Annotated in this window: 17 protein-coding genes; 13 read left to right on the top strand and 4 right to left on the bottom strand. The window is 54.0% G+C overall.

Annotated features, from left to right (window positions below; genetic code table 11):
• Positions 1-22 precede the first annotated feature (22 nt).
• Positions 23-2,773, bottom strand: coding sequence for a two-component sensor histidine kinase BarA (gene barA / locus AACU55_RS25055; RefSeq protein WP_134706354.1), 2,751 nt, complete (start codon positions 2,771-2,773; stop codon positions 23-25).
• Positions 2,774-2,836: 63 nt separating this feature from the next.
• Between barA and rlmD the strand changes: the two genes are divergently transcribed.
• From rlmD to eno, 5 genes are all read left to right on the top strand, one after another.
• Positions 2,837-4,207: a 23S rRNA (uracil(1939)-C(5))-methyltransferase RlmD gene (gene rlmD, locus AACU55_RS25050; RefSeq protein ID WP_134706352.1), complete on the top strand. Its 1,371-nt coding sequence runs from the start codon at positions 2,837-2,839 to the stop codon at positions 4,205-4,207.
• 9 nt (positions 4,208-4,216) lie between these two features.
• Positions 4,217-6,454, top strand: a complete 2,238-nt coding sequence (gene relA / locus AACU55_RS25045) for a GTP diphosphokinase (RefSeq protein ID WP_013573992.1) — start codon at positions 4,217-4,219, stop codon at positions 6,452-6,454.
• Between the two features lie 78 nt (positions 6,455-6,532).
• Entirely contained in the window at positions 6,533-7,336 is an 804-nt protein-coding gene (gene mazG / locus AACU55_RS25040; RefSeq protein ID WP_013573993.1) for a nucleoside triphosphate pyrophosphohydrolase, read from the top strand.
• A 348-nt stretch (positions 7,337-7,684) separates the two neighbouring features.
• On the top strand, positions 7,685-9,322 hold the full coding sequence (pyrG, locus tag AACU55_RS25035) for a glutamine hydrolyzing CTP synthase (RefSeq protein WP_013573994.1): 1,638 nt from the start codon (positions 7,685-7,687) through the stop codon (positions 9,320-9,322).
• A 75-nt stretch (positions 9,323-9,397) separates the two neighbouring features.
• Positions 9,398-10,702: a phosphopyruvate hydratase gene (eno, locus tag AACU55_RS25030; protein ID WP_013573995.1), complete on the top strand. Its 1,305-nt coding sequence runs from the start codon at positions 9,398-9,400 to the stop codon at positions 10,700-10,702.
• Between the two features lie 86 nt (positions 10,703-10,788).
• On the opposite strand, the gene AACU55_RS25025 is transcribed toward eno, so the two are convergent.
• Positions 10,789-11,589: a MurR/RpiR family transcriptional regulator gene (locus AACU55_RS25025; RefSeq protein ID WP_197060716.1), complete on the bottom strand. Its 801-nt coding sequence runs from the start codon at positions 11,587-11,589 to the stop codon at positions 10,789-10,791.
• A 204-nt stretch (positions 11,590-11,793) separates the two neighbouring features.
• Between AACU55_RS25025 and AACU55_RS25020 the strand changes: the two genes are divergently transcribed.
• The 3 genes from AACU55_RS25020 to queE all read left to right on the top strand — a co-directional run bounded on the left by AACU55_RS25020 (position 11,794) and on the right by queE (position 14,816).
• Entirely contained in the window at positions 11,794-13,347 is a 1,554-nt protein-coding gene (locus tag AACU55_RS25020) for a PTS transporter subunit EIIC (RefSeq protein ID WP_013573998.1), read from the top strand.
• Entirely contained in the window at positions 13,344-14,042 is a 699-nt protein-coding gene (locus AACU55_RS25015; RefSeq protein ID WP_134706350.1) for an N-acetylmannosamine-6-phosphate 2-epimerase, read from the top strand. Before AACU55_RS25020 ends, AACU55_RS25015 begins: the two co-directional genes overlap by 4 nt.
• Positions 14,043-14,144: 102 nt before the next feature.
• Positions 14,145-14,816 carry a 7-carboxy-7-deazaguanine synthase QueE gene (queE, locus tag AACU55_RS25010; protein ID WP_013574000.1) on the top strand — a complete coding sequence of 224 codons (672 nt, stop codon included), beginning with the start codon at positions 14,145-14,147 and terminating at the stop codon, positions 14,814-14,816.
• Positions 14,817-14,829: 13 nt separating this feature from the next.
• Here the strand turns inward: queE and queD are convergent, their stop codons facing one another.
• On the bottom strand, positions 14,830-15,189 hold the full coding sequence (gene queD, locus AACU55_RS25005) for a 6-carboxytetrahydropterin synthase QueD (protein ID WP_013574001.1): 360 nt from the start codon (positions 15,187-15,189) through the stop codon (positions 14,830-14,832).
• Positions 15,190-15,358: 169 nt separating this feature from the next.
• Here queD and AACU55_RS25000 point away from each other — a divergent pair, with 169 nt between their 5' ends.
• The 4 genes from AACU55_RS25000 (at position 15,359) to AACU55_RS24985 (ending at position 21,037) form a co-directional block, all read left to right on the top strand.
• Positions 15,359-16,363, top strand: a complete 1,005-nt coding sequence (locus tag AACU55_RS25000; protein ID WP_119261244.1) for an alpha/beta hydrolase-fold protein — start codon at positions 15,359-15,361, stop codon at positions 16,361-16,363.
• Between the two features lie 345 nt (positions 16,364-16,708).
• Complete coding sequence (gene cysJ, locus AACU55_RS24995; RefSeq protein WP_134706348.1) at positions 16,709-18,511, top strand: NADPH-dependent assimilatory sulfite reductase flavoprotein subunit; 1,803 nt, start codon at positions 16,709-16,711, stop codon at positions 18,509-18,511.
• A gap of 27 nt (positions 18,512-18,538) precedes the next feature.
• Entirely contained in the window at positions 18,539-20,275 is a 1,737-nt protein-coding gene (cysI, locus tag AACU55_RS24990; protein WP_037034326.1) for an assimilatory sulfite reductase (NADPH) hemoprotein subunit, read from the top strand.
• A gap of 24 nt (positions 20,276-20,299) precedes the next feature.
• Positions 20,300-21,037: a phosphoadenylyl-sulfate reductase gene (locus AACU55_RS24985; protein WP_013574005.1), complete on the top strand. Its 738-nt coding sequence runs from the start codon at positions 20,300-20,302 to the stop codon at positions 21,035-21,037.
• 159 nt (positions 21,038-21,196) lie between these two features.
• On the opposite strand, the gene AACU55_RS24980 is transcribed toward AACU55_RS24985, so the two are convergent.
• Entirely contained in the window at positions 21,197-22,234 is a 1,038-nt protein-coding gene (locus AACU55_RS24980) for an aminopeptidase (protein WP_013574006.1), read from the bottom strand.
• Positions 22,235-22,485: 251 nt separating this feature from the next.
• On the opposite strand from AACU55_RS24980, the gene cysG reads away from it, so the two are divergent.
• Complete coding sequence (cysG, locus tag AACU55_RS24975) at positions 22,486-23,910, top strand: siroheme synthase CysG (protein ID WP_037034148.1); 1,425 nt, start codon at positions 22,486-22,488, stop codon at positions 23,908-23,910.
• The last annotated feature ends 4 nt before the right edge of the window (positions 23,911-23,914 follow it).

The raw sequence follows: 23,914 nt of genomic DNA, 5'->3' as shown, positions 1-23,914 counted from the left end.
CGGGCGTTAATCTTTTTAATGACTACCTCGGTAAATACGCCACTGCTGCGCGCTTCACGTTGTCAATTTCATCAAGGAGTTCAAACCATTCCGGTTCCAGCGTTTCCGCGCTGACGCCCTGACGAAGCTGTTGTTCAATGTAGAAACACAGTCGTTTCAGACGGGGTACGCCGCTGTAGCTGCAACTGCCATGAAGCTTGTGGATCAGCGCCAGAATATCGTCGTCCGGTTCGCCACGCGTGACGGCTTCCACCCGTTCTGCCACCTGCGGCAGAAACTCCACCAGCATTTGCAGCAAATCCTGCGCCAGCGCGACTTTATTGGCTGACTGACTCAGTGCCAGTTGCCAGTCGAGTGTGCTGATCGGCGCGAGTGACTCGCTGGCCTGCAACGGTGAATCCAGCTGTGTCTGATGCTGATGATGGCGCGACAGAACATTTTTCAGCATGCTTTCATCAATGGGTTTAGACAGGTAATCGTCCATCCCCAGTTTCAGTAACTGTTCACGCTCGCCGCTCAGCGAGTGCGCGGTGACGGCCACCACCGGCGTTTTGGCATGGCGCGCCATCTGGTGGATGATTTCGCTGGCGCGAATGCCGTCGATATCGGGCATCTGAATATCCATCAGAATAATGTCCAGATCGGTATGACGTGCGACATCGATGGCTTCTTCACCGCTGTGACAAAGCACGGTGGTTTCCACCAGTTCTTCCAGCAAGGCGCCAATCAGTTTGAGGTTTGCCGGATTGTCATCCACCGCCATGGCGGTCAGCGGCAGACGCGAGGTTTTATCTTCGTCGTTACCGATCACCCGGACGGAAGCCTGTTGTTCATGTAACAACAGCGGCAGCAGGCGGATACTCGACATCGGTTTAATCAGACAGGCCTGAACGCCACGCCTTTTCAATTCTTCGGCATCCACCTGGAACTGACTCGGCAGCGCCAGCAGAAGGTGCTGTGTCATGCCCAGCACTTTCTGCAATTTACCCTCGTAGTCCGCCAGAACCTGATCCGGTTTGACCGGAATGCTGCACAACATGATGTCGTACCATGGCTCAGGAAGCGCAGCCAGCGTGGTGCGATGTGTGATATCCAGCGGTGTGGCCTGCAGGATTTCCATCGTGGCTTTCGCCGCCGCCGGATTGGCTTCAACATAGGCCAGACGTTTGCCTTCAAGATGATTCATGGAAACCGGCGTGATATGACGGTTTTCATTCAGCTCGAGCGTGACGTGGAACCAGAAGGTCGAACCGCGGTTCAGCTGGCTGTAGAAACTGATGTCTCCGCCCATTTCTTTCACCAGACGCTGGGTGATCACCAGCCCTAATCCGGTGCCGCCATGTCGGCGCGAAATGCTGGCATCAGCCTGACGGAAAGCCTGGAACAATTGCGACTGCTGACGTTCGGAAATCCCGATGCCGGTATCGTGGATCTGCACTTCCAGTTCCACCTGCAAATTGTTCTGCGAACGCAGCTCGACATTGATATCGATGTTGCCGGTTTCAGTAAATTTAATCGCATTTCCCAGCAAGTTAGTCACCACTTGCTGCATGCGCATTGGATCGCCCAGCACGTTTTCCGGCACGTTGTTGTGGACGTTCAGCGTCAGTTCCAGACCTTTATCATGCGCGGTGTGCGCCAGCAAAATAACCACTTCATCGAGCATTTCACGCAGCGAGAACGGAATATGCTCGAGCACCAGTTTGCCCGCTTCCAGCTTGGAGAAATCCAGCACGTCATTAATGATGGTTAACAGGTGATTCGCAGAGCGCTCAATGGTTTGCAGATAGTCCGCCTGCGTTGGCGAAAGCGGTGTTTTCAGTGTCTGGCGGGTAAAGCCGATCACGCCGTTGAGCGGTGTTCGCAGCTCGTGGGACATGTTCGCCAGGAATTCAGATTTGATACGCGCCGCTTCCTGGGCACGTTTCTTCGCCAGATCCAGCTCGACGTTTTGGATTTCCATCTGCTCCAGCGTTTCGCGCAGGTCTGACGTTGCCTGATCGATATTCTGCTGCACTTCTTCGTGGTAGGCCGTCAGCGACATCGCCATCGAGTTAATGCCGTTTTTTAGCATGCTCAGTTCGCCCGGCATGTTGCCTTCCACGCGGCTGTCGAGCTGCCCGCGGCGGATGCGGTCAACGGTATTCACCATGTTACGGATCGGTCCTGTCACGTCGCGCATCAGGCGGTAAGCGAACAGCGTGGCGATACCCAGACACAGCAATAACAGCATGGTGGATACGAACGCTTCCTGATATTGCGCCAGTTTTACCGAACGTAAATCCAGTTCAATGGCGATATAACCCAGCCGGTTGTCCGGCGAGGCACTGAAGGTTTCGTCATCCGCTTCCGTATGGTTTTCAGCCTGAATGGGCGTGCGCAGGATCAGCACATCGCCGGAACGGGTTTTCGTCAGCTCGCGCGGAATGTCTTCGATGCGTTTTACCTGCAACGGACTGTCATCATGCTGGCTGGTCGAACTGGCAAACAGTTTGTTCTCGCCATCAAACACACTGATGCTGCGTACAATATCAGAGTGATTACGGTGCAGACGGCTGATCAGCCGTTTCACCGGTTCGCGTTCCCGGAACGTCATGCCATATTCGCTTGCGACTGCCAGAGGCTCGATAATACTGGCTCCGGCTTCTGTCAGCTGGTTCTGCAACTCGTTGTAGCGGTGCACCACAAAGAAGGTGCTGAGCAGCAAACCGATCATTAATGTCGGTGCCAGAATCAGGATCATCATCCGTGCGCGAAGGCTATATTTGGTCATGAGGTTCCAATGTGGGAGAATTAGCTAAAGTAAGCTTAATAAACCAGCGTGTAATCGACAATAATGGCTCAATTCTACTCTCCGAACCGTCGCGTGACGACCCGGCAAACGATAACTGTGACCGCCACCGACCTTGATACTTTCGGGCAAGGTGTGGCACGCCACAATGGCAAAGCCGTATTTGTCAGTGGTTTACTGCCCGGCGAACAGGCAGAAGTCACTTTAACAGAAGATAAAAGCAAGTACGCCAAAGGTAAGCTGAAGCGTTTGCTGACCACCAGCGACGATCGGGTAAAACCGCTGTGTCCGCACTATTCCACTTGCGGCGGGTGTCAACAGCAGCACGCCAGCGAGGCACTGCAACAGCGCAGTAAATCAGCGGCGTTATTACGCCTGATTTCCCGCGAAACCGGTATTCTGGCGGATCCGCTGCCAGTGATTGCCGGTCCGCAATACGGTTACCGCCGTCGTGCGCGTCTGGGATTGCAAATTGCGGGCGTTAAACCGGGGCGTAAAGCCGGTGCCGTCAGCGGCCCGCTGGTGATGGGGTTCCGTCAGGAAGGCTCCAACGATCTGGTAGCGATTACCCGTTGTCCGGTGCTGCGGCCTGAGCTGGAGCAACTGCTGGTGCCGGTGCAGGAATGTTTGTCGTCATTATCGGCGGCGAAACGCCTCGGGCATCTGGAAATGGTGCTGGCGGATAACGGCCCGCTGTTGGTGCTGCGTCATCTTGAACCGCTCAGTGAAGCCGATCGTGCGCGCCTGACGGCGTTTGCGGCGCAACATCAGTTAACGATTTTTCTGGCGCCTGACAGCGAGACTCTGGAGCCTTTGTGCGGCGAACCCCCTTATTATCAGATTGATGGTTTGAATCTGAAATTTGGCCCGCGCGATTTTATTCAGGTGAATGACGCCGTTAACCAGCAAATGGTGGCGCAGGCCCTGGACTGGCTGGAACTGACGCCGGAAGATCGCGTGCTGGATTTGTTCTGCGGGATGGGGAATTTCACCCTTCCGCTGGCAAAAAGAGCTAACCAGGTTGTCGGCGTCGAAGGTGTTGCTACACTGGTGGCGAATGGGCAAGATAATGCCCGGAATAATGGATTAGAGAATGTGTCCTTCTTCCATGAGAATCTGGAAGATGATGTCAGTAAACAACCCTGGGCGGCACAAGGTTTCAATAAAATCTTGCTGGACCCGGCCCGGGGTGGCGCTGCTGGCGTGATGACGCATATTGTTAAGCTTGCCCCGGCGCGTGTGGTGTATGTGTCATGCAACCCCACAACATTGGCGCGGGACAGTAAAATTTTGTTGGAGGCGGGTTATCGTTTGGCCGGGGTGCGTATGCTGGATATGTTCCCGCACACCGGTCACCTTGAATCGATGGCTCTGTTTATCAACCCGTCTGACACAGGTGTTGTGTCAGAAACGTAGGGAGAGGGTATGGTTGCGGTAAGAAGTGCACATCTGAACACGGCTGGCGAGTTCGCGCTCGACGACTGGATCAATAGTTTAGGACTGTCCAGCCAGCAATCATGTGAGCGTTTAGCCGAAACCTGGCGCTACTGCGAGCAACAAACGCAGGGCCATCCTGACGCCTCGCTGCTGCTATGGCGCGGTCTGGAGATGGTTGAAATCCTCTCGACCCTCAGCATGGATAACGACAGTATGCGCGCGGCGCTGCTGTTCCCGCTGGTTGATGACGGCATCATTGATGAAGACACCCTGACCCAACAGTTCGGTAAAGCCATTACTGATCTGGTACATGGCGTGCGTGATATGGATGCCATCCGCCAGCTGAAAGCCACGCAAAACGATTCCATGGCTTCCGAGCAGGTGGACAACGTCCGCCGCATGCTGCTGGCGATGGTGGAAGATTTCCGCTGCGTGGTGCTGAAACTGGCTGAACGTATCGCTCATCTGCGCGAAGTGAAAGATGCGCCGGAAGAAGAGCGCGTACTGGCGGCCAAAGAATGTACCAATATTTATGCGCCGCTGGCTAACCGTCTGGGTATCGGCCAGTTGAAATGGGAGCTGGAAGATTTCTGCTTCCGTTATCTGCATCCTGACGAATACAAACGCATCGCCAAACTGCTGCATGAACGCCGTATCGACCGTGAGCAGTACATCGACGATTTTGTGTCGACCGTTAAAAATGCGATGGCCGAAGAGGGCATCAAAGTTGATGTTTACGGCCGTCCCAAGCATATCTACAGCATCTGGCGCAAGATGCAGAAAAAATCCCTGTCCTTCGACGAACTCTTCGACGTGCGTGCCGTGCGTATTGTGGTGGAGCGTTTACAGGATTGTTACGCCGCATTAGGGATTGTGCACACTCATTTCCGCCATCTGCCGGATGAGTTCGACGATTATGTCGCCAACCCGAAACCGAACGGTTATCAGTCGATTCACACTGTGGTGCTGGGGCCGCGTGGGAAAACGCTGGAAGTGCAGATCCGCACGCGTCAGATGCATGAAGATGCTGAGCTGGGCGTCGCGGCTCACTGGAAATACAAGGAAGGCACCGCTGTGGTCGGTGGCCGCAGCGGGGGCTATGAAGGTCGTATTGCCTGGCTGCGGAAACTTATCGCGTGGCAGGAAGAAATGGCCGATTCGGGCGAAATGCTCGACGAAGTGCGCAGCCAGGTGTTCGACGATCGCGTCTACGTGTTTACGCCAAAAGGCGACGTGATCGACCTGCCGATGGGCTCCACGCCGCTCGACTTTGCGTATCACATCCACAGTGATGTGGGGCACCGGTGTATCGGGGCGAAAATTGGCGGCCGCATCGTGCCGTTCACCTATCAGTTGCATATGGGCGATCAGATTGAAATCATCACCCAGAAGCATGCGAACCCAAGCCGCGACTGGCTGAACCCAAGTCTGGGTTACGTCACGACCAGCCGCGGGCGCTCGAAAATTCAAAACTGGTTCCGTAAACAGGATCGCGATAAGAACATTATTGCCGGTAAACAGATCCTCGATGACGAGCTGGACAGACTGGATATCAGCATCAAAGATGCCGAGAAACTGCTGCTGCCACGCTACAACGTCAACTCGCTGGATGAAGTGCTGGCCGCAATCGGTAACGGCGATATCCGTCTGAATCAGATGGTGAACTTCCTGCAATCGCAGCTGAAAAAGCCGAGTGCGGAAGAGCTGGATAAAGAAGCTTTGCGCCAGCTGACGCAGAAAACCACGCCGCCACCGACCCGTACCAAAGACAATGGCCGCGTGGTGGTTGAAGGTGTCGGTAATCTGATGCACCACATTGCGCGCTGTTGTCAGCCGATCCCGGGCGACGAAATCGTCGGTTACATCACTCAGGGCCGCGGGATTTCCATCCACCGTGCCGACTGTGATCAACTGGAAGATTTACGTTCGAATGCGCCGGAACGTGTGGTCGATGCCGTATGGGGCGAAAGTTACTCCAGCGGGTATTCACTGGTGGTACGTGTGGTGGCTAACGACCGCAGCGGCCTGCTGCGTGATATCACCACGATTCTTGCCAATGAAAAAGTGAACGTACTCGGTGTTGCCAGCCGCAGCGACACACGCCAGCAACTGGCGACTATCGACATGGATATCGAAATCTACAACCCGCAGGTGCTGGGACGTGTGATTGCCAAACTGAACCAGTTGCCGGATGTAATTGAAGCCAAGCGGCTTCACGGCAGCTGATCAAACGCTTATAAGGCCCGCCAGTCGGGCCTTTTCTTTTATGTTTTTGACTCCTCTATTTTAAAACGGACAGATCCCATGACCGACTCTTCTTTACAACGCCTGCTCACCATTATGAAAACCCTGCGCGACCCTGAAGCGGGCTGCCCGTGGGATAAAGAGCAAACTTTCGAGACGATTGCCCCGTACACGCTGGAAGAAACCTACGAAGTGCTGGATGCCATTGCCCGCAAAGATTACGACGATGTGCGCGACGAACTGGGTGATCTGCTGTTTCAGGTGGTGTTTTACGCGCAGATGGGCAGCGAACAAGGGCTGTTTGAGTTTGACGACATCTGCAATGCTATTTCGGACAAATTAGAGCGCCGCCATCCGCAAATCTTTGGGCAGGAAGCGGCCTGGTCGAAAGACGCCAGCAGTCAGGATGTGCTGGTCAAATGGGAAGCGCGTAAGGCACAAGAGCGGGCGGAGAAATCCCTGCATTCGGCGCTCGATGACATTCCTTCCGCGTTGCCTGCGCTGATGAAAGCACACAAAATTCAGAAGCGTTGTTCGAATGTCGGGTTCGACTGGACCACACTCGGGCCGGTGCTCGACAAAGTCTACGAAGAGATCGACGAAGTGATGTTTGAAGCGCGTCAGGCAGTGATCGATGAAGAAAAGCTCGGCGAGGAAATCGGCGACCTGCTGTTCGCGACGGTTAATCTTTCCCGCCATTTAGGCCACAAAGCGGAAGATGCGTTGCAGGCGGCCAACCGCAAGTTTGAGCGCCGTTTCAGGCAGGTCGAGGAAATTATCCGTGGAAAAGGCTTAAACATGGAAGATGCTACACTTGAACAGATGGAAGACGCCTGGCAGCAGGTGAAAAAGCAGGAAGGCTGAGTTAGCTCTCCGACTTTGATCGGAAACAAGATCTGAATCTGCTGAAACGGTTAAGCTCAATGTCATTCAGTGCTTAACCGGCTGATCTGAGAGCAGTAAAGTCCAACAAATTGAAATCTAAGATGTTTTAGTGCGTCATGCGAACAACACAGCACTTTTTACAAGCTAACTGTTTGTTTTTGAAAGAATGAAAGAACAGCGCTGGCAGGGTTAACCCTTCTGAACTGACGGTAAGGAAAACGATGATGGACAGCAAAACGTTTATTTGTGGCGCACACAAGGTTCCGGTATACTGTTTTCCCGTCTTGGTTACTCCATCATCTTTAAACCTAACCTCTCAGGTTCAGCATGACAACTAATTATATTTTTGTGACCGGCGGGGTCGTATCCTCTCTGGGTAAAGGCATTGCCGCAGCCTCTCTGGCGGCTATTCTCGAAGCCCGTGGCCTCAACGTGACCATCATGAAACTGGACCCGTATATCAACGTGGATCCGGGTACGATGAGCCCAACTCAACATGGCGAAGTCTTCGTTACCGAAGATGGCGCTGAAACCGATCTCGATCTGGGTCACTACGAGCGCTTCATCCGCACCAAGATGACTCGTCGCAACAACTTCACCACTGGCCGTATTTATTCCGACGTGCTGCGCAAAGAGCGCCGTGGCGACTATCTCGGCGCAACCATCCAGGTTATCCCGCACATCACCAACAACATCAAAGAACGCATCATTGAAGGCGGCGAAGGCCACGATGTCGTGCTGGTTGAAATTGGCGGTACTGTCGGTGATATCGAATCCCTGCCGTTCCTGGAAGCGATTCGTCAGATGGCAGTTGAAGTGGGCCGTGAGCATACGCTGTATATGCACCTGACACTGGTGCCTTACATGGCGGCAGCCGGTGAAGTGAAAACCAAACCGACCCAGCATTCTGTAAAAGAACTGCTGTCTATCGGTATCCAGCCGGACGTGCTGATTTGCCGTTCTGACCGCGCTGTGCCTGCCAACGAACGCGCGAAAATTGCGTTGTTCTGTAACGTGCCGGAAAAAGCGGTTATCTCCCTTAAAGACGTTGATTCTATTTATAAAATCCCGGCCCTATTGAAATCTCAGGGTCTGGACGACTATATTTGTAAACGTTTCAGCATCAACGCACCGGAAGCCAACTTGTCCGAATGGGAGCAGGTTGTTTACGAAGAAGCCAATCCGGGCGGTGAAGTGACTATCGGCATGGTCGGTAAGTACATTGAGCTGCCAGATGCTTATAAATCTGTGATTGAAGCGCTCAAACACGGCGGCCTGAAAAATCGTCTGACCGTGAACATTAAACTTATCGATTCTCAGGATGTCGAAACCCGAGGTGTCGAGGTGCTGAAAGGCCTGGACGCGATCCTTATCCCGGGTGGCTTCGGCTACCGTGGTGTGGAAGGGAAAGTGGCAACGGCGCGTTATGCACGTGAAAATAACATTCCTTATCTGGGCATTTGTCTGGGTATGCAGGTTGCGCTGATTGAGTTCGCCCGTAACGTTGCGGGTATGGAGAACGCCAACTCCACCGAATTTGTGCCAGACTGTAAGTTCCCGGTGGTTGCACTCATCACCGAATGGCGCGATGAAGAAGGTAACGTCGAAGTACGTTCCGAAGACAGTGATTTAGGCGGCACCATGCGTGTGGGCGGACAGCAATGTCACCTGAACGACGGTAGCCTGGTTCGTGAGATGTACGGCGAGCCGACAATAGTTGAACGCCATCGTCACCGTTACGAAGTGAACAATATGCTGCTCAAACAAATCGAAGCCGCAGGTTTACGCGTAGCCGGTCGCTCTGGCGATAAGCAACTGGTGGAAATCATCGAGCTGCCTAACCATCCGTGGTTTGTCGCTTGTCAGTTCCATCCAGAATTTACGTCAACGCCGCGTGATGGTCATCCGTTGTTTGCAGGCTTCGTGAAGGCTGCCGGTGAGTATCAGAAGCGTCAGGTAAAATAAAATACCGGGGAAGAGATGCGCCATTGGCGCATCTCTTGTCTGAAGCTTTAGTTAACTTGTACTGAGGAAATCTTAATGTCTAAAATCGTTAAAGTTATCGGCCGTGAAATCATCGACTCCCGTGGTAACCCGACCGTAGAAGCTGAAGTTCATCTGGAAGGTGGTTTTGTTGGTCTGGCTGCTGCGCCATCTGGTGCTTCTACCGGTTCCCGCGAAGCGCTGGAACTGCGTGACGGTGACAAATCCCGTTTCCTGGGCAAAGGCGTACTGAAAGCCGTTGCTGCGGTTAACGGTCCTATCGCTCAGGCTGTAACCGGTAAAGACGCGAAAGATCAGGCTAACATCGACAAGATCATGATCGATCTGGACGGTACTGAGAACAAATCTAAGTTCGGTGCTAACGCGATTCTGGCTGTTTCCCTGGCTGCTGCTAAAGCGGCTGCGGCTTCTAAAGGTCTGCCACTGTACGCACACATCGCAGAACTGAACGGCACCCCGGGCAAATACTCTATGCCACTGCCTATGATGAACATCATCAACGGCGGCGAACACGCTGATAACAACGTTGATATTCAAGAGTTCATGATCCAGCCTGTTGGCGCTAAAACGCTGAAAGAAGCTATCCGCATGGGTTCTGAAGTGTTCCACACCCTGGCTAAAGTGCTGAAATCTAAAGGCATGGGTACTGCTGTTGGTGACGAAGGTGGCTACGCGCCAAACCTGGGTTCTAACGCAGAAGCGCTGGCTGTCATCGCTGAAGCGGTTAAAGCAGCAGGCTACGAACTGGGTAAAGACATCACTCTGGCGATGGACTGTGCGGCATCTGAGTTCTACAAAGATGGCAAATACGTTCTGGCTGGCGAAGGCAACAAAGCATTCACTTCTGAAGAGTTCACTCACTTCCTGGAAGACCTGACTAAACAGTACCCAATCGTTTCTATCGAAGACGGTCTGGACGAGTCTGACTGGACTGGCTTTGCTTACCAGACTAAAGTTCTGGGCGACAAAATCCAGCTGGTAGGTGACGATCTGTTCGTCACCAACACCAAGATCCTGAAAGAAGGTATCGACAAAGGCATCGTTAACTCCATCCTGATCAAATTCAACCAGATCGGTTCTCTGACCGAAACTCTGGCTGCGATCAAAATGGCGAAAGACGCTGGCTACACTGCCGTTATCTCTCACCGTTCAGGCGAAACTGAAGATGCGACCATCGCTGACCTGGCTGTGGGTACCGCTGCTGGCCAGATCAAAACCGGTTCTATGAGCCGTTCTGACCGTGTTGCTAAATACAACCAGCTGATCCGTATCGAAGAAGCGCTGGCGGCTGCGGGTACTCCTGCTCCGTTCAACGGTCTGAAAGAAGTTAAAGGTCAGTAATTACTGCCCCGTAACGCTTTCATAAAAACCCGCTCCGGCGGGTTTTTTTATGTCTGCAATTCAGGGAGATCGTTAAGATCTCCGTCTTACAGCAATAAAGAAAGCGTGGCACTCGCGCTGTGTTCGCTGGCTTGCAAATAATCCGGGGAGTGCGTTAACAGCTGATTGATCAGTAATTCCACCAGCAGCATCCCGCCGACTTTGGACGTCAGTAAACCCGCCGTCAGCGGACCTTCGGGTTTGGCGGCCACCAGTAAAATATCGGCCAGTGAGGAAAGCGGGCTGCGCAACGTATTGCTGATACCGATGACTGTGGTGCCCTGACGCTTCGCCAGCGCGGCGGCGTGCAACACATCTTTAGTGGAACCTGAGCTGGAAACCACGACCACAATATCCTGACTATCCAGGCTCACAGCATTCATCGCCGCGCGGTGCATATCAGCGAAACATTGCGACGCTTTGCCCAGACGCAGCAGCTTGTAACCCAGATAATCCGCCACGATAGCGCTGGCTGCAACACCATACACCTGAACGGAACGCGCGTTATGAATGCGAAACGCGGCGTCCGCCAGCACCTGCCGATCGAGCAGTTTTCCGGTATCACGCAGGGCAGTGATGCTGTCTTCGATCAGCGTCTGAACGTCGTCATTCCCTTCAGCGGACGGCAATGTCGGATTTTGTCGCGTCTCAAGCGCGAGACCCATCTTAAATTCGGTAAACCCTTTGCAACCGAGCTGGCGGCAAAGCCGCGTGACGCTGGCTTCACTGGTATCACTCTCACGCGCCAGTTCAGTGATGGTCAGGTAAAGCACACGCTGCGGCTGTTCCAGCACAAAACTGCCCAGCTTGTGCAGCGTCGGACTGTAATTCTCCAGTCCCTGACGCATTCGCAGTAACAGCGTGCCTGTTTCCTTGGTCTGACTCACTCGGCTCTCCTCAGAATAATTGACCCGACTAGTTTGGCTGATGTGACGCAGTTAACGCCAGAAGAATTCCATATGGATAACGTCGCACATTTGATGGTAATTATTATTTTAATTATATAGTGTGGTGAAAATAATTATCACAACAACACAACGCGGAGTCATCTCATGTCAATATTCAATGGTTCAGGGGGCGGGGCGTGGTTCGAAAGAGCCCAGAAGTTTGGCAAGTCTTTCATGTTGCCTATCGCTATTTTGCCCGCAGCCGGATTGCTGCTGGGTATTGGCGGGGCGCTTTCCAACCCCAATACCTTAACGGCATATCCGTTTCTGAATATTCCGGCCTTGCAGGCGATTTTCACCGTCATGGCCAGTGCCGGATCGATCGTCTTTGCCAATCTGGCGGTGTTGTTTGCCGTCGGGGTCGCCGTCGGGCTGGCACGCAGTGATAAAGGAACCGCAGGCTTGTCCGCGCTGCTCGGATACCTGGTGATGAACGCCACCATCAACGCCATCCTGATCCTCAAAGGGCAACTGGTGACCACCAATCTCAGTGCCGCCGGGCAGGGAATGGCGCTCGGCATTCAGACGCTGGAAACCGGCGTATTTGGCGGCGTGGTGATCGGTCTTGTGACGTGGTGGCTCCATCAGCGCTACAACAAAATCGAATTGCCGCAGTTTCTCGGCTTTTTTGGCGGTTCCCGCTTTGTGCCGATCATCAGCTCCGTCGCGGCCATCGTGGTCGGGGCGTTGATGTTCTTCATCTGGCCACATTTCCAGAAAGTGATTTTTGGCATGGGCGGGCTGGTGGATGCGACGGGCTACCTTGGCACCTTCATTTACGGTTTTGTGCTGCGCATGCTCGGCCCGTTCGGCCTGCATCATATTTTCTATCTGCCTTTCTGGACCACCGCACTCGGCGGCAGCGAAGTAATTAACGGGCATCTGGTGGAAGGCACGCAGCGGATCTTCTTCGCCCAGCTTGCAGACCCCAATACGCAGCAGTTTTATATCGGCACTTCACGGTTTATGTCCGGGCGCTTCATTACCATGATGTTTGGTCTGGTGGGTGCGTGTCTGGCGATGTACCACACGGCGCGGCCTGAGAATAAAAAGCGCGTCGCCGGGTTGCTGCTTTCGGCGGCACTGACCTCCTTCCTGACCGGGATCACCGAACCTATTGAGTTCTCGTTCCTGTTTGTCGCGCCGATGCTGTATGTCCTGCATGCGGTATTCGACGGTCTGGCTTTTATGATTGCCCACATTTTGCAGATCACCATCGGACAAACTTTCTCCGGCGGCTTTATCGATTTCATTCTGTTCGGGGTTTTACAGGGTGAAAGCAAAACGCACTGGATGTACGTCCCGCTGGTCGGCGTGCCGTGGTTTGCCCTTTATTACTTCTCTTTCCGCTACCTGATCAGGCGCTTCAACCTGAAAACGCCGGGGCGTGATGAGGCTGAAATTCAGCAGGATAACGTCGTGACCGATCGCGCCGGACTGATTATCGAAGCACTGGGCGGCGCGGCCAATATCGCGGAGCTGGATTGTTGCGCAACGCGTTTGCGCATCAGCGTTCATCAGGCTAGCGAAGTGGATGAAAACAAGCTGAAGTCGAGCGGGGCACGCGCCGTGCTGATCCGCGGAAACGGTATTCAGGTGATCTACGGACCGCATGTCACGATTATTAAAAATGAAATTGAGGAGATGTTGGGAGTATGAATCAGTCAATGTTAACGACCGTCAGGGGACAGTTGATCGTGTCCTGTCAGGCGCTGGATGACGAACCGCTGCACAGCGATTTTATTATGAGCCGTATGGCACTGGCCGCTATGCAGGGCGGTGCCGCGGGGATCCGCGCCAACAGCGTCGCAGATGTGAAAGCCATCCGCGCTACCGTGCCGCTGCCGGTTATCGGCATCATCAAACGTGATTACCCCGCAAGCGATGTCTATATCACCGCAACCCTGAAAGAAGTCCGTGAGCTGATGACTGTTGCGCCGGACATGATCGCGATGGATGCCACGTTCCATCAGCGTCCGGGGGAATTGCAACTTGCGGCGCTGGTACATCGTATCCGTGAGGAGTTCCCGTCCCTGTTGCTGATGGCGGATATCGCGACCTTAGAAGAAGCGCAAAACGCGCAGGCTTTAGGTTTTGATTGTATCGGGACAACATTGCACGGCTATACTCAGGAGACGCAGGGCAGCAAACTCTGGCATGACGACTTCGCTTTCCTGCGTCAGGTGCTGGCGCAGTGCACGACGCCGGTCATTGCCGAGGGAAACGTGGATACCCCAGAAATGGCGGCGCGATGTTTAGCGCTGGGGGCGCATTCCGTTGTGGTCGGTGGTGCAATTACCCGACCGCAGCAGATCACGCAACGCTTTACTGACGCCATCCGCTCTTTGCGCTGATAAACATTTTTGCACACACTCCCGCTGCGCCCTGTATTTGGCGCAGCGCCTGCGATCTGCGATAATGCGCGCTGATTTTTTTTAGAGATGACTGAGAAACCGATGCAGTACCCGATTAATGAGATGTTCGAAACCCTGCAAGGGGAAGGCTATTTTACCGGCGTGCCGGCGATTTTCGTTCGCCTGCAAGGCTGTCCTGTGGGTTGCAGCTGGTGCGATACCAAACACACCTGGGATAAAATTGCTGATCGGGAAGTCGATATGCAGCGCATTCTGGTCAAAACCGAAGAGAGTGATGCCTGGGGCAATGCCACGTCCGAACAACTGCTCGAGGTTATCGCGCAGCAAGGTTACACCGCGCGTCATGTGGTGATCACCGGCGGCGAGCCATGTATTTACGATCTGACTGAACTGACGTCATTGCTGGAAAAGAGCGGCTTCAGTTGCCAGATTGAAACCAGCGGCACGCACGAAGTCCGTTGCTCGGTGAATACCTGGGTGACGGTTTCCCCGAAAGTGAATATGCGTGGCGGTTACGACATTTTGCCGCAGGCACTGAAACGGGCCGATGAAGTGAAACATCCGGTGGCGCGTCAGCGTGATATCGACGCTCTGGATGCCCTGCTGGAAACCCTGACTGACAGCAAAGCGCGGATTATTGCCCTGCAGCCAATCAGTCAAAAAGAAGAAGCCACCAGACTGTGCATTGCGACCTGCATTGCAAGGAACTGGCGGCTTTCAATGCAGACACATAAGTATCTCAACATTGCATAAGAGATATGCTGAGTTAACCTTTATACACACAACCCGCGGTGCAGGTTTCTTTCACGCGCACGGCGCTGAGCAGTGGCAGCTTAGGTTTCATCTCGTTCCAGATCCACGCGGCCAGCACTTCGCTGGTCGGGTTTTCTAAGCCCGGAATGTCATTCAGATTATAGTGATCGAGACGATCCAGAGTCGGATTAAACGCAGCTTTCAGTTCGGCGAAATCCATCACCCAGCCGGTATGCGGATCCACTTCACCGGTGATTTCTAAACGGACGGTGAAAGAGTGGCCGTGCAACCGTCCGCACTTATGCCCGGCGGGCACATGCGGTAAATGGTGGGCGGCTTCAAACTGAAAATCTTTAAATAATGTGGTGGTCATGAGGCATGTCTCGTTGCTCGAAAAAACGCGGCATAGTACCGGAATACCGGCTTACGTGCCATGACTTAACTGCGCTTTTCTTCACCAAATCCTGACTTTTACTCTCTTTACTCCGCCCGCATTGCTGGCATACAGTGAGCCGGTAGAAACTAACTTGTTGAGATAGTGAATGATTACTGTGCTTCGTTGCGCTGTTCTGGCGTTGTTGTTCTCGGCTGGTGTTCAGGCAGAGACCACTGCCACCCCTCAGCAGTCCGTCCCCGCTGCGGCTAAACCGGTTCAACCCGCGGTTAAAGCCTCTCCGGTTGCCAAAACTCCGGTCAGTAAAGCACCTCTGGTTTTCCCACCGGGATCCGGTGTGATGCATATTGCACTGGCACCGGGTAAAAAGCCGCTGGAAGTTTTCACCTACCAACCGGCCGGTGCGGATGAGACTACGCCGGTGGTGATGGTGATGACCGGCGTGGACCGTAACGCCGCGACTTACCGCAATGACTGGATGACTGTTGCCGATCAGTATCATTTGCGCGTGGTCGTGCCGCATTTCAGCGAGCAGGATTTTCCCGGCGCCGCAGGCTATAACCTCGGTAATCTGACCGACAGCAAAACCCATCACCGTTTGCCGAAATCGCAGTGGGCGTTCAGCATGGTCGATAACTTGTTTACGACGCTGCAAAAGCAGGGCGTCACCAGCCAGAAACAATACTATTTATTTGGAAACAGCGCGGGCTGCCAGTTTGTACATCGCATGCTGACGCTGTTGCCTGAGCCGAATGTGAAAGCCGCGGTCTGTGCGGCGGCAGGCTGGTGGACATTACCGGATACCGATCAGCGCTGGCCTTATGGTTTACGCGAAGCGCCGGTGGCGGTCAGCCAGCAGCAACTGAATGATTACTTTGCCAAACCGGTGCTGATTGCCGTGGGGGCTGAAGACGACGATCCGGAAAACCGCCTGCTGCGCAAATCCAAGCAGGCGATGGCGCAGGGGACAAACCGTCTGGAGCGCGCCGAGAGTTATTTCACCACTTCCCAGCAACGCGCTGAACAGAACAACACACCGTTTAACTGGCACTTTATGGATCTGTCAGATGTTGGCCACAGTGGCAGTAAAATGTCAGTATTTGCCGCCGGACAGTTCGCCTGGTTTGAACAGCACAACGCTTTTCATCTTTAAAATCGTCACGCTTAGCTGAATCCTGAAAAATATTCATCACCCCGCTCCGGCGGGGTTTTTCTTTATGTATCCGGCACTTTGCAAAGGGCCTGCTCGCAGTGAGGTAAATTTTTTAGCGATTTCAGTAGGATAAAAATCATGCCTTACCACTTTTTCAGATAGACCTTACCTCTAAATCCTCTTAGTCATTTTGGTTATTTATTATTTCCATCACTTCTTTAATTGTTATTATCCTGCTCGTTAACCTACATCCTCTGAAAGGTCTTTCCCGCGCGAACATATACTGTAAAAAGCGCCGGAGGCCGGATTGATGACTTGCTTTTGCATAAGGGAATTCGTACCGCGATGACGACTCAGGCTCCTCCAACTTCACTGCTCCCGCTGACCCCCGAGCAAATGGCCCGCCTTCAATCGGCGATTGGTGATTATTCACCGACTCAGATGGCCTGGCTGTCAGGGTATTTCTGGGGCATGGTTAATCAGCAACCGGGTGCGTTGGCAGCTTCTGCTCCGGTACAGAATGCCGCGTCAGTCACTCTGATTTCCGCCTCGCAAACGGGTAACGCCCGCCGTGTTGCCGAGCAACTGCGTGATGACCTGATCGCCGCGAAAATTAACGTCAATCTGGTGAATGCCGGTGACTATAAATTCAAACAAATTGGTCAGGAAAAGCTGCTGCTGATCGTGGCCTCTACGCAGGGCGAAGGCGAACAGGCTGAAGAAGCCGTCGCGCTGCACAAATTCCTGCAATCCAAAAAAGCCCCGCAAATGAAAGACACGGCTTTTGCGGTGTTTGCGCTGGGTGATACTTCTTACGAATTCTTCTGTCAGGCAGGTAAAGATTTCGATACCCGTCTGGGCGAGCTGGGTGCAGAACGCCTGTTAGACCGCGTTGATGCCGATGTGGAATATAAAGAAGCCGCCGAAAACTGGCGTAAGCGTATTGTCGATGTGCTGAAACAGCGCGTACCGGCTGACACCGGGGCGCAGGCGGCTCCGACGCTGGCAGGCAGTGTGAATCAGGTCGACAGCAGCCCTTACACCAAAGAAGCGCCGCTGACCGCGACACTTTCCGTTAACCAGAAAATTACCGGCCGCGATTCTGATAAAGACGTGCGTCATCTGGAAATCGAACTCGGTGATTCCGGCCTGCGTTACCAGCCGGGCGATGCGCTGGGGATCTGGTTTGAAAACGATCCGCAACTGGTGCAGGAAATCGTTGAACTGCTGTGGCTGAAAGGTGATGAAATTGTCGAGGTGAACGATAAAAAATTGCCGCTTTCAGAAGCGCTGCAACATCACATCGAACTGACCCAAAACACCACGCCGATTATCGAAAAATATGCCGCGCTGTGCCGCGATGAACACCTGACCGGTCTGCTGGCTGACAAGCCTGCGCTGCAGCAATACGCCCAGACCGTGCCGTTTGCTGACATGGTACGCCGCGCACCGACTGAGCTGGATGCCCAGCAACTGGTGGATTTACTGCGTCCGCTGACGCCGCGCCTGTATTCGATTGCCTCCTCGCAGGCTGAAACTGAAACAGAAGTCCATATTACTGTTGGCGTGGTGCGTTATGACATCGATGGTCGTCCGCGCTCTGGTGGCGCGTCCGGCTTCCTGGCCGATCGTCTGGAAGAAGACGGCGAGGTGAAAGTCTTCATCGAGCATAACGACAACTTCCGTCTGCCAGCGAATCCGGAGACACCAGTCATTATGATAGGACCCGGTACCGGCATTGCGCCATTCCGCGCCTTCATTCAGCAGCGTGATAACGACGGCGCCACCGGCAAAAACTGGCTGTTCTTCGGCAACCCGCACTTTACCGATGATTTCCTGTATCAGGTCGAGTGGCAGCGTTACGTGAAAGACGGCTTGCTGACCCATATCTCTCTGGCATGGTCACGCGACCAGGCGGAAAAAGTGTACGTACAGGACAAGTTGCGTGAGCAGGGCGCTGAAGTCTGGCAGTGGTTGCAGGAAGGCGCGCACGTGTATGTCTGCGGCGATGCTAACCGTATGGCGAAAGATGTAGAACAGGCGTTACTGGAAATTATCGCGAAATATGGCGAAATGGATCTGGAAACGGCCGACGAATATCTCAGTGAATTGCGCCTTGATCGCCGTTATCAGCGCGACGTCTACTAACGAATCAGAGCAATGAGCGAAAACCTTATGAGCAACAAGTTGTGGAGTGAACTCAATCCCGGTCCGGGCCCGCTGATCGTCGATGCCCCGCTGGCTGACGCCGAACGCCTGAAGAAGGAAAGTAATTTCCTGCGCGGCACCATCACTGAGGATTTAAAAGACGGTCTGACCGGTGGCTTCAACGGAGATAACTTCCTGTTGATCCGCTTCCACGGCATGTATCAGCAGGATGACCGTGATATCCGTGCGGAACGCGCTGAGCAAAAGCTGGAACCGCGTCATGCCATGATGTTGCGTTGCCGTTTGCCGGGCGGCGTGATGACGCCTGCGCAGTGGCTGGGCATCGACAAATTTGCTGAAGACAGCACGCTGTACGGCAGCATCCGTATTACTAACCGTCAGACTTTCCAGTTCCACGGCATTCTGAAACCGAACGTAAAACCGGTGCATCAGTTGCTGAATAAACTTGGTCTGGATGCACTGGCTACGGCTAACGACGTTAACCGTAACGTGTTGTGTACCTCGAATCCGGTGGAATCTGAACTGCATCAGGAAGCGTATCAGTGGGCGAAGAAAATCTCCGAGCACCTGCTGCCGCGTACCCGCGCTTACGCCGAAGTGTGGCTGGATCAGGAAAAAGTCGAAACCACCGACGAAGAGCCGATTCTGGGGGCGACCTATCTGCCACGTAAGTTCAAAACCACCGTGGTGATCCCGCCGCAAAATGACGTGGATCTTCACGCCAACGACCTGAACTTTGTGGCGATTGCCGATAACGGCAAACTGGTCGGCTTCAACGTGCTGGTCGGCGGCGGGCTTTCTATCGCCCACGGTGATAAAGCCACTTACGCACGAACTGCCAGCGAGCTGGGCTTTATTCCGCTGGAGAACACGCTGGCCGTCGCCGAAGCCGTGGTGACCACGCAGCGCGACTGGGGTAACCGTACCAACCGTAAAAACGCCAAAACCAAATACACGCTGGAACGCGTCGGCGTGCCGGTATTCAAAGCCGAAGTTGAAAAACGTGCAGGCATTCAGTTTGGTGATATTCGTCCTTACGAATTCACCGGTCGCGGCGATCGTATCGGCTGGGTAAAAGGCATCGACAAACAATGGCATCTGACGCTGTTTATCGAAAATGGCCGTATTCTTGATTATCCGGGCAAGCCGCTGAAAACCGGACTGGCAGAAATTGCTAAGATCCATAAAGGTGATTTCAGGCTTACTGCTAACCAGAACCTGATCGTGGCCGGTGTCGCGGAAAAAGACAAAGATGCGATCGAAACCCTGGCGCGTAATCACGGCCTGATTGACGACGGTGTCACCGAGCAACGTAAAAACTCGATGGCCTGCGTGTCTTATCCGACCTGCCCGCTGGCGATGGCGGAAGCGGAACGTTTCCTGCCTGAGTTTGTGACCAAAGTAGAAGGCATCATGCACGGCCACGGCGTAGGCGATGAACACATCGTTCTGCGTGTGACCGGTTGTCCGAACGGCTGCGGTCGTGCGCTGCTGGCCGAAATTGGTCTGGTGGGGAAAGCGATGAACCGCTACAACCTGCACCTTGGCGGTAACCGCGCCGGAACACGTATTCCGCGCATGTACCGCGAAAATATTTCTGATGCAGAGATCCTGGGCATCATTGACGAACTGGTCGGACGCTGGTCGAAAGAGCGTGAGAACGGTGAAGGCTTTGGCGACTTTGTGATCCGCGCAGGGATCATTAAGCCCGTGCTGGATCCGGCACGTGACTTTTATGATTAAGAGCGATAACCGACAGGAGGCGATATGAGTTTGCTGAATCTTACTCTGGCTGAACTGAACGAACTGCCGAAGTCCGGACAATCCATGGCGCTGGCGGAAATTAACGTCAGCCTCGAAAAATTGTCCGCGCAGGAGCGTGTGCAATGGGCGCTGGAAAATATGCCCGGTGAATTCGCGCTGTCTTCCAGCTTCGGCATTCAGGCGGCGGTCTGTCTGCACTTAGTCACACAGCAGAAACCGGACATTCCGGTGATCCTGACCGATACCGGCTATCTGTTCCCGGAAACCTATCAGTTCATCGATACGTTAACCGAACAGCTGAACCTGAACTTACAGGTATTCCGTGCTGAACATTCGGCAGCCTGGCAGGAAGCGCGTTACGGCAAACTATGGGAGCAGGGCGTCGAGGGCATTGAGAAATATAATCACATCAATAAAGTCGAGCCGATGAATCGGGCGATTCAGACGCTCGGCGTGCAGACCTGGTTCGCCGGTCTGCGTCGTGAGCAATCCGGCAGCCGTGCGCATCTGCCGGTGCTGGCGGTGCAACGTGGTGTGTTTAAAATCCTGCCGATTATTGACTGGGATAACCGTCAGATCTTCCGTTATCTGCAAGACAACGGCCTGAGCTATCACCCGCTGTGGGATCAGGGCTATCTTTCCGTCGGTGACACGCACACCACGAAAAAATGGGAAGAAGGCATGAAGGAAGAAGACACGCGCTTTTTCGGACTGAAACGCGAATGCGGCCTCCATGAATAAATCCCCGTCATACTTCGGGTTGCAGATGCGTTGGCTGCGCGCTCTTACCCCGGTCACATAGTAATCTATGCTCCCGGGGATGCGTTCACTTGCCGCCTTCCTGCAATCCGAATTATTTAGGGGATTCCTGTAATTAACGTCTCAACTCCCCATATTTAATCAGGCGTGTTTCGCCGGTTTCGCCAGATCTTTCAGCAACGGGAATAACACTTTCACCGTATCGCGGGAACGTTTTTCAATGCGTCCCGGCAGGGCTTTATCCAGATACTGCAGATTATCGAACTGGCTCTGATAACGCGTGGTACCCAGCGGGAAGTGGCTGGTGATCGCGCGTTGCTGGAGGCCGTCTTTCTTACCCAGCGCATAGTTAGTCGCCGTCACGTTCAGCAGCGGCAGCCGTGCGTCATCCAGCGCTTTTATGCCATCGCAGCAATGTACGCCTTCGTGGCTTTCTGCCGGAATACCCAGACTGTGCGCAATATTCAGCGCCCGTACGCGGGTGAGTTTCGCCACGGCCACGGAAGTATTCGCGCCGCTGTTGAAATACAACCGGTCACCGGTGATCAGCGAATTCAGGTTGATCACCAGCAGCGTATTTTTCTTCTCTTCAGCACTCATGCGGTTCACAAAGTCTTCCGCGCCTTTAGCACCGGTTTCTTCCGCACTCAGCGCCACGAAACGCAAGCTGTAGTGCGTCGGGATGGCCTGCATGCGTTCGGCCAGCTCAAGCATCACACCGACGCCGGAAGCGTTGTCATCGACCCCCTGCAGCGTCAGGCCGCCGAGATTATGGTTGGTATCACTGTCACTTTGCGGCACATAGGTATCGAAATGCGCCATCACGATGATTTGCTGCGGCACTTCTCCTGCACGTGCGGCAATCACCGACGTGGCGTGAATATTTTGCCAGTTCTTTTTGCCCGCATTGCTGGTGTAAAGATAGCGGGTATCGAAGCCACGTAAATCGCTCGTATATCCTAATTTATTGAACTGCTGATTCAGATAATCCGCGGCGATCAGTTCTGCCGGGCTGCCGGCCATGCGTCCGGGAAAATAGGTGGCGATATGGCGAATTTGCTGACTGGCGATCATCCCCACCGGCGGAAGCGGGGCGGACGCCGCCATCGCATGACCCATACAGACACAGCTCAGGCTCAGCGCCAGCAGCGTCCGCTTCATGCGTAAAAAAGAAAACATAGCCAAAAATCCTTATTTGCTGGTCAATATGACCGGAAGGCAATCAAACAACAGGCCGCGTGTGGCGGTCTTTCTGGGGCGTACAGTATGCGATTGTCTGTGCGATTAGACAATTTCCCGTTATCCCAAACCGCTCTTTTTGTCGGGCTATATTCCATTTAGTAACTAATCATTCCTTTTCGTCATTTCAGATCAATTATTGCCTGCACGTATAGTTTGTTTATTAACTCTGACAATCATTAAAGGCTTTTGTGGACTATCTACCAATATTTGCCGACCTCAAACAACGCCCTGTGCTGGTCGTGGGAGGTGGCGAAGTCGCTGCTCGCAAAATTGATCTCCTCCTGCGGGCAGGTGCGCAAGTACGGATAGTCGCACAGGCACTTTCTCCCGAGCTGGAACAACGCAGACAGGCCGCAGAAGTTAGCTGGTCGGCACAGGCATTTCTGCCGGAACAGCTCGATGATGTTTTTCTGGTGATTGCCGCCACCGACGACGCCGCGTTAAATGCTGAGGTTTTTGAACAGGCCAACCGCCGTCATGTTCTGGCTAACGTGGTTGACGATCAGCCGAAGTGCTCGTTCATTTTCCCTTCGATTGTCGACCGTTCGCCGATTGTGGTCGCGATTTCTTCCAGCGGTAAAGCGCCGGTACTCGCCAGAATGTTGCGCGAGAAGCTGGAAACTCTACTGCCGGGCAGCCTGGGGCAAATGGCCGATATCGCCGGACGCTGGCGCGACAATGTGAAAGCACAGTTCAGTTCAATGCGTGCGCGTCGCCGTTTCTGGGAACAACTGTTTGCCGGACGCTTTGCCAGCCTCGCTTCTGCGGGAAAGCTCGCAGAAGCAGAACAGGCGCTGCAACAACAGTTAGAAAACGCGGAAGACATCTCGCATAGCGGGAATGTCACGCTGGTCGGTGCCGGGCCGGGTGATGCAGGATTGCTCACCCTTCGCGGGCTGCAGGTGATGCAGCAGGCCGATGTCGTGCTTTACGACTATCTGGTCAGCGAAGACGTGCTGGATTTAGTGCGCCGCGATGCGGACAAAATTTGTGTGGGTAAACGTGCGGGCAGCCATTCTGTCGCGCAGGAAGACACTAACCGTCTGCTGGTCGAACTGGCGCAGCAGGGGAAAAAAGTCGTGCGCCTCAAAGGCGGTGATCCGTTTATTTTCGGACGCGGCGGCGAAGAATTACAGGCGGTGCAGGCGGCAGGCATTCCTTTCCAGGTGGTGCCGGGTGTTACCGCGGCTGCCGGCGCAACGGCTTATGCCGGTATTCCGCTGACGCACCGCGATTACGCGCAGAGTGTGATATTCGTGACCGGGCATTGCCGTCCGGAAAACAACGGCGTGCAGTGGGAGACCCTCGCGAAAGGCCAGCAGACATTGGCGATTTATATGGGCACGCTTAAAGCTGCCGAAATCAGCCAGCAACTGATCGCTCATGGTCGCGCAGCGCATACGCCCGTTGCGGTCATCGGACGGGGAACGCGTTCTGATCAGCAGGTGCTGACCGGAACACTCGATAATCTTGAACATCTGGCTCAGCAGGCGCCGGCGCCTGCGTTACTGGTGATTGGTGAAGTGGTATCACTTCATCAGCAACTGGCCTGGTTTGGGCATCATCCTGAGACTGACGGCACCCAACGCCCGTCGGTTGTGAATTTGGCTTAAAGGA

It is taken from the genome of Rahnella sp. CJA17(1/100) (genome assembly GCF_963881615.1).
Lineage (GTDB): Bacteria > Pseudomonadota > Gammaproteobacteria > Enterobacterales > Enterobacteriaceae > Rahnella > Rahnella aceris.
Note: the sequence above shows the minus strand (reverse complement) of the source record. Positions and strands in the feature narration are given on the sequence as shown.